At 65.8% G+C, this 6,919-nt stretch carries 6 protein-coding genes; 4 read left to right on the top strand and 2 right to left on the bottom strand.

Features of this window, described 5'->3' with window-relative positions:
- Positions 1-85 precede the first annotated feature (85 nt).
- Positions 86-694 (top strand): hypothetical protein, encoded by a 609-nt coding sequence (locus RMN84_RS05755; RefSeq protein WP_309611241.1) that lies wholly within the window; start codon positions 86-88, stop codon positions 692-694.
- Positions 695-765: 71 nt separating this feature from the next.
- Positions 766-1,218 carry an EF-hand domain-containing protein gene (locus RMN84_RS05750; protein ID WP_309611240.1) on the top strand — a complete coding sequence of 151 codons (453 nt, stop codon included), beginning with the start codon at positions 766-768 and terminating at the stop codon, positions 1,216-1,218.
- Here the strand turns inward: RMN84_RS05750 and trmFO are convergent.
- Positions 1,215-2,543 (bottom strand): methylenetetrahydrofolate--tRNA-(uracil(54)-C(5))-methyltransferase (FADH(2)-oxidizing) TrmFO, encoded by a 1,329-nt coding sequence (trmFO, locus tag RMN84_RS05745; protein ID WP_309611239.1) that lies wholly within the window; start codon positions 2,541-2,543, stop codon positions 1,215-1,217. The two genes, RMN84_RS05750 and trmFO, sit on opposite strands and share 4 nt — an antisense overlap.
- A 149-nt stretch (positions 2,544-2,692) precedes the next feature.
- Between trmFO and RMN84_RS05740 the strand changes: the two genes are divergently transcribed.
- Positions 2,693-3,508, top strand: coding sequence for a serine hydrolase (locus tag RMN84_RS05740; RefSeq protein WP_309611238.1), 816 nt, complete (start codon positions 2,693-2,695; stop codon positions 3,506-3,508).
- 65 nt (positions 3,509-3,573) lie between these two features.
- Complete coding sequence (locus RMN84_RS05735) at positions 3,574-4,179, top strand: LysE family translocator (protein ID WP_309611237.1); 606 nt, start codon at positions 3,574-3,576, stop codon at positions 4,177-4,179.
- Positions 4,180-4,191: 12 nt separating this feature from the next.
- Here the strand turns inward: RMN84_RS05735 and gyrA are convergent, their stop codons facing one another.
- On the bottom strand, positions 4,192-6,888 hold the full coding sequence (gyrA, locus tag RMN84_RS05730) for a DNA gyrase subunit A (protein WP_405051445.1): 2,697 nt from the start codon (positions 6,886-6,888) through the stop codon (positions 4,192-4,194).
- Positions 6,889-6,919: the final 31 nt, after the last annotated feature.

The following is a 6,919-nucleotide window of genomic DNA, read 5'->3' as shown; positions in this document are numbered from 1 at the left end:
TACGCGGCGAACCTCGAGAAATTGGCGATGCTCAAAGCGGCCGATGTCGTCACCGCGGCGAAGAGCGTGTGCTATCGGTGAGGTGATGCGCGACCGCGACCTGGTCCGGGTCTACTGGCCGATCGAATTGCGCCCTGCGTTCGATGCGCTGTTCGGGATCGACGATGTCATGGGCGTAGTCGTCGTCAACGCCAGCCAGCCGGCGCTCAGAGCGATCAAGCTGGCGTGGTGGCGGGCGGCGCTGGAGCGGCTCGACCAGGCACCGCCGCCGGGCGAACCACGCTTGCAGGCGGTAGCGGCCGAACTGCTAAATCGCGGGATTTCGGGTGCGGATGTCGCCGGGATTGAGGATGGCTGGGCGGCGCTGCTCGACGAGGAGATCGACTGGGAGCGGATGGCGACGCGAGGGGAACGGCTGTTCGCGCTGGCGGGGCGGTTGCTGGGGGCCGACGATGCCGGGCTGGCCGACGCGGGCAGGGCATTTGCGCTCGGCGATGCGGCGCGGCGCGGCACGGCGGTGCCGACGGACGCCATGGCGGTGGCGAGGGAGCGGTTACAATCGGTTCGCTTCCCCCGAACAGTGCGCCCGCTGACCGCGCTGACTCGCCTCGCGCTGCGCAATCCGCGCGAGCCGGAAGCCACGCCGGCGCGCGCATTCGCGCTGCTCCGGCATCGTCTTACCGGTCGCCTTTAATCCATATTGAACCGACCGCGGTTCAGCCCTAGGCTGACCGCGCCGAATCCGTTGTCCTGACGGAGAATTCCATGAAACGAATCATGGTCGGCGTTGCCGCCATCCTGCTCGCTACTACCGGCGGAGTCCTGTTCTGGCAGGGGCATGCCGAAAGTAGAGCAAGTCTGCCTGACGCGCCGGCCGCCCTCGGCCCGACTAGCGCCCGCCTGTTCGCAGCGACGGCACTACCCGAGCTGCCCGGTGCGCCCGAGGCAAGCCAGAAGACCCGCGAGCAGAAGCGCTTCCACCGCGTCGACAAGGATGACGACGGCAAGATTACCGCCGCGGAATTGCTTGCGCCGCGCCAGAAGGCGTTCGCCAAGCTCGACGCCGATCATAATGGCGCGCTGTCGTTCAACGAATGGGCGGCCAAGACGATCGGCAAGTTCCAGGGCGCGGACGACGATCGTTCGGGCTGGCTGACGGCGACGGAATATGCGGAAACCGCGCCGAAGCGAAAGGCGCATACGCGGTGTAGTTGCTAGGCCGGTTCGAGCGCCTGTTCGAGCCACGCCGCCAGTGCGTCGCGAGCTCGTGCAGTATAGATCTTCTTCCGATCCGCTTTCTTCGACTTGGGGCCGGTCAGCGGCGGCATCAGGCCGAAGTTGACGTTCATCGGTTGGTAGGTTTCCGCAACTGCGCCGCCGGTAAGGTGGCCGAGCAGCGCGCCGAGCGCGGTCTCGGGCGGGGGCGGGGACAGCGGTTCGCGACGCGCCTCGGCGCTAGCGAAACGGGCGGCGAGGAGGCCGATGGCGGCGCTTTCGACATAGCCTTCGCAGCCGGTGATCTGTCCGGCGAAGCGGACGTTGGGGCGCGATTTGAGGCGCAGGGTAGCGTCGAGCAATTCGGGCGAGCGGATGAAGCTGTTCCGATGGATCCCGCCAAGCCGTGCGAACTCCGCTTCCTTTAGCCCTGGAATCGTGCGAAAAATGCGGACCTGGTCGGCGTGCTTGAGCTTGGTCTGGAAGCCGACGATGTTCCACAGCGTGCCGAGCGCATTGTCCTGCCGCAGCTGGACGACAGCGTAGGGCCAGCGGCCGGTGCGGGGATTGTCGAGGCCGACCGGCTTCATTGGCCCGAAGCGCAGCGTTTCCGGGCCGCGCTCGGCCATCACCTCGATCGGCATGCACCCCTCGAAATAGGGCGTGTCGCGCTCCCATTCCTTGAATTCGGTCTTGTCCCCGGCGTTGAGCGCGGCGATGAAGGCGGTGTATTGCTCCTTGTCCATCGGGCAGTTGATGTAATCCTTCCCGCCCTTGTCCCAGCGCGCCGCCATCCAGCAGATGTCCATATCGATACTGTCGCGGTGGACGATCGGGGCGATGGCATCGAAGAAGGCGAGTGCGCCGGCGCCAGTGACGTCGGCGATCGAGGCGGCGAGGGCCGGGGCGGTCAGCGGACCGGTGGCGATGATCGTCGGGCCGTCGGGGATTGTATCTATCCGTTCGCGGACGATGGCGATGTTGGGGTGCGCCTCGATCGTTCGCGTGATCTCGGCGGCGAACGCCTCGCGATCGACCGCCAGCGCGCTTCCGGCGGGGACGCGATGGAGGTCGGCGGCGCGCATCACGAGGCTGCCGAGCGTGCGCATTTCCTGGTGGAGCAGGCCGACGGCGTTATTCTCGGCATCGTCGGAGCGGAAGCTGTTCGAGCACACCATCTCGGCCAGCCGGTCGCTGTCATGCGCCGGCGTGGTGTCGCCGCCACCACGCATTTCCGACAGCCGCACTGTCAGCCCCGCCACCGCTAGCTGCCAAGCCGCCTCCGACCCGGCGAGCCCGCCTCCGATAATGTGGATGTCATGATTCATCTGCTCGCCTTTAGAGGTTTCAGTCAGGAATCAGTAACCATTTGGCGACTATCTTTGGGACTGTTGCAAACAAGACTCTTGCCGGGGAGTTGCGCGTTGCTTACTTCACGCAGGCTATGACCATGCGAAAGCTAGGCCTTTTCATTTCATTGCTCGCGTTTATCGCGCAGCCTGCGGTCGCGGCCAGTTCGCCCGACCTGGTGTCGCTCGAGCGGCAGATCAGCAGTCTTGTCGGCGCGCGACCGGGTGAATATGGCGTCGCCGCGCTCGACCTTCAGGACGGGACGATGCTGAGCGTCAATGGCGACACGCCGTTCCCGATGGCGAGTACGGTCAAGGTGGCGATCGCCGCGACCTATCTGACCCAGGTCGATCATGGCCAGCGCACTATGGGCGACATGATCGGATCGCGCAGCGCCGCCAGACTGATGGAACTGATGCTGATCCATAGCGACAATATCGCGACCGATCAATTGCTTGCCAGCCTTGGTGGGCCGTCGACAGTGCAAGCGTGGCTGCGCTGGAATGGGCTGACCGGCATCCGCATCGACCGCACGATCGCCCAATTGCTGCGCAGCCCGCGCGATCTGCGCGACGTGCGTGATTCAGCGACGCCGATGGCGATGATCGCGCTGCTCCGCCAGATCGACAAGGGCAATGTCCTGCAACCGGCCAGCCGCTCGATCCTGCTCGACCTGATGAGCCGCTGTGCCACCGGCAGCAACCGCATCCGTTCACTGCTGCCCTATGGCACGCGGGTCGAGAACAAGACCGGGACGCTCGACGGGCTGACCGGGGACGTCGGTTTTATCACCATGCCCGACGGTCGGCGAGTCGCGGTGGCGCTGTTCGCGCGCGGCGGGACAGAGCGCCAGCGCGGCATCGCCGTGGCGGCGCGGGCGATCTACGACCGCTTCTCGCGCTCGGTCGGCAACTCGTTCAGCCTGCTTCTGCCGAACCGCTAAGCGCCGTTCGGCGCACTTCCGAAAATAGCCGAGTCGATCCGGCACTTCCGCGATATGGGGACCGCATGACGACGCTTTATGCCCTCGCCGCGCTGACGTTGTTCGCGCTTGCCTCGTCGATTACGCCGGGGCCGAACAATCTGATGCTGCTGTCGTCGGGCACGCGCTTCGGGTTTCGGCAGACCCTCCCACACATGGTCGGCGTGACGCTCGGCTTCGGGCTGATGATCGGGCTGATCGGGCTGGGATTGGCGCGGCTGTTTACGCTGTTTCCGGCGCTGCAGCTGGTGCTCAAGGTCGTCAGCGTCGTCTATCTGCTGATCTTGGCGTGGAAGATCGCGACGTCAGCACCGCCGACTGCGGACGAAGAGGGTCGGGGGCGGCCGCTGACCTTTCTTCAGGCGGCGGCGTTCCAGTGGGTCAATCCCAAGGGTTGGACACTCGGGATCACCGCGATGTCGGCCTATCTGCCGCCGGTCGGGCCGTGGCTGGGGCCACTGCTCGTTGCCGTGGTGGCGATGACGGTAACCGCGCCGTCGGTCGCGCTGTGGACCGCGATCGGGATGCATCTGCGCCGCTTCCTCGACCAGCCCGCCAAGCTGCGCGCGTTCAACTGGACAGCGGCCGCGTTGCTGGTCGTCTCGTTGGTGCCTGTGGTTCGCGGCCACTGACGGACGAAGCTCTTATTCGGGGCTGCCCTCCGCCAGATCGTCGCCGACGACAGCGTCATCGGTCGGGGCGATGTCGTCGCCTGCACCAAGTTCGATCTCTTCCTCTTCGCTTTCGTCGATCTTCGCGACCGAGACGACGTGTTCGCCCTTGCCGACGCGCAGGATCATGACGCCGGCGGTGTTGCGCCCGGCGAGGCGAATGTCGCCGACGGTGGTGCGGATGACCTTCGCCTGGTCGGTGACCAGCATCAACTGCTCGCCCGGCGTCACCGGGAAGCTGGCGACGACGCCGCCATTGCGGTCCGACGTGACGATGTTGGTAATCCCCTGGCCGCCGCGATTGGTGCGGCGATATTCATAAGTCGATGATCGCTTGCCGAAGCCGTTCTCGGTGACCGTCAACAGGAACTGCTCCTTGTCGGCGAGCTCGGCATAGCGCTCCTCGCTCAGCCCTTCGGCACTGCTGTTGTCGCGCCATTTGGGCGAGCGGAGATAGGCCTCGCGTTCGTCCGAGCTCGTCCCGACCCGAAGGAGGATCGACATCGAGATGACCTTGTCGTCGCCGAGCAGTCGGACACCCCGCACGCCGGTCGACGATCGCGACTGGAACTCGCGAACGTCGGTCGACAGGAAGCGGATCGCCTTGCCGTTCCGGGTCGCGAGCAAGACATCGTCTTCCTCGGTCAGGAGCGACACGGCGATCAGCCGGTCGGTCGGATCGCCTTCCTCGCCTTCCTCCTCCGACACGCCGAACTTCATCGCGATCTTGCCGGCGGTGGGGATATTGGTGAAGGCGCTCATCGGGTTGCGGCGGACGGTGCCCTTGGCGGTGCAGAACATGATGTGCAGCGCTTCCCACTCGCCCTCGTCCTCGGGCAAAGGCAGGACGGTCGTGATGATCTCGCCCTCGGCCAGCGGTAGAAGATTGATCATCGGGCGGCCGCGGGCGGCGGGATTGCCTTCGGGCAGGCGCCACACCTTCATGCGATAGACCCGGCCGAGGTTGGAGAAGAACAGCACCGGATTGTGGGTCGAGGTCACGAACAGCTCGGTAACGACATCCTCGTCCTTGGTGTTCATGCCGCTGCGGCCCTTGCCGCCGCGCTTCTGCTCGCGGAACTGGGCCAGCGGGGTGCGCTTGATGTAGCCGGTCAGCGTGACCGTCACGACCATGTCCTCGCGCTCGATCAAATCCTCGTCGTCGAGGCCGTCGAACGCGGCGGCCAGCTCGGACTTGCGCGGGGTCGAGAATTCGGCGTCGACTGCGTCGAACTCCGCGACCATCACCGCGTAGAGCTTGACGCGGTCGGCGAGGATTTCGAGAAGCCCGGTGATGGTCTCCGCCAGCCCGGCGAGCTCGTTGCCGATTTCGTCGCGGCCGATCGCGGTCAGGCGGTGGAGGCGCAGCTCGAGGATCGCGCGGACCTGGATTTCGGACAGCTTGTAGGTGGCACCGGCGGCCTGCGGTTCGACCGCCTCGACCAGCTTGATGTAGGGCCGGATCATCTCGCTGTCCCACTCGCGGGCGAGCAGGGCCTGGCGGGCGACGGCGGGGCTCGACGAGCCGCGGATCATGCGGACGACCTCGTCGAGGTTGGTCACCGCAACGACCAGCCCGAGCAGGATATGGGCACGTTCACGGGCCTTGAGCAGCTCATACTTGGAGCGGCGGGTGATGACCTCTTCGCGGAACCGGACAAACGCCTCGATGATGTCGCGCAGCGCGAGTGTCTCGGGGCGGCCACCGCGGATGGCGAGCATGTTGGCGGCGAAGCTCGACTGTGCCGGGGTGTGGCGCCACAGCTGGTTGAGCACGACTTCGGGGCTGGCGTCGCGCTTGAGGTCGAGGACGATCCTCACGCCGAGCCGGTTGGACTCGTCGCGAATGTCGCTGACGCCCTCGATACGCTTGTCCTTGACCGCCTCGGCAATCTTCTCGACCAGCCCGTTCTTGCCGACCTGATAGGGGATTTCGGTGAGGACGATCGAGCGCTTGTCGGCGCGGCCTTCCTCGACATGATGGCGCGAGCGCTGGAGGATCGAGCCGCGCCCGGTAGTGTAGGCGCTGCGGATGCCGGCCTGGCCGAGAATGATCGACCCGGTCGGGAAGTCGGGCCCCTTGACGTGCTCCATCAGCGCTTCGGAGGTGACCGTGGGGTCGGCGACATAGGCGCGGCAGGCGTCGAGGACCTCGCCCAGATTGTGCGGCGGGATGTTGGTCGCCATGCCGACCGCGATCCCGCCGGCACCGTTGACGAGGATGTTGGGGAAGCGCGCGGGGAGGACCTGCGGCTCGCTTTCGCTGCCGTCGTAATTGTCCTGGAAGTTGACCGTGTCCTTGTCGAGATCGTCGAGCAGGAAGTTGGCGATCTTGGCCAGCCGCGCCTCGGTGTAGCGCATCGCGGCGGGGGGATCGGGATCCATCGATCCGAAATTGCCCTGGCCGTCGATCAGCGGCACGCGCATCGACCAGTCCTGGGTCATTCGGGCGAGCGCCTCGTAGATCGCGCTGTCGCCGTGCGGGTGGTATTTACCGATGACGTCGCCGACGATGCGCGCCGACTTGCGATAGGGGCGGTTGTAGAGGAACCCGTTCTCGCTGGCGGAATAGAGAATGCGGCGGTGAACCGGCTTCAACCCGTCGCGCACGTCGGGCAGCGCACGGGCAACGATCACGCTCATCGCATAGTCGAGATAGCTGGTCTTCATCTCGTCGACGATCGAGATGGGGGAGATATCG

The sequence above is a fragment of the Sphingomonas sp. genome (genome assembly GCF_031380695.1).
Lineage (GTDB): Bacteria > Pseudomonadota > Alphaproteobacteria > Sphingomonadales > Sphingomonadaceae > Sphingomicrobium.
Note: the sequence above shows the minus strand (reverse complement) of the source record. Positions and strands in the feature narration are given on the sequence as shown.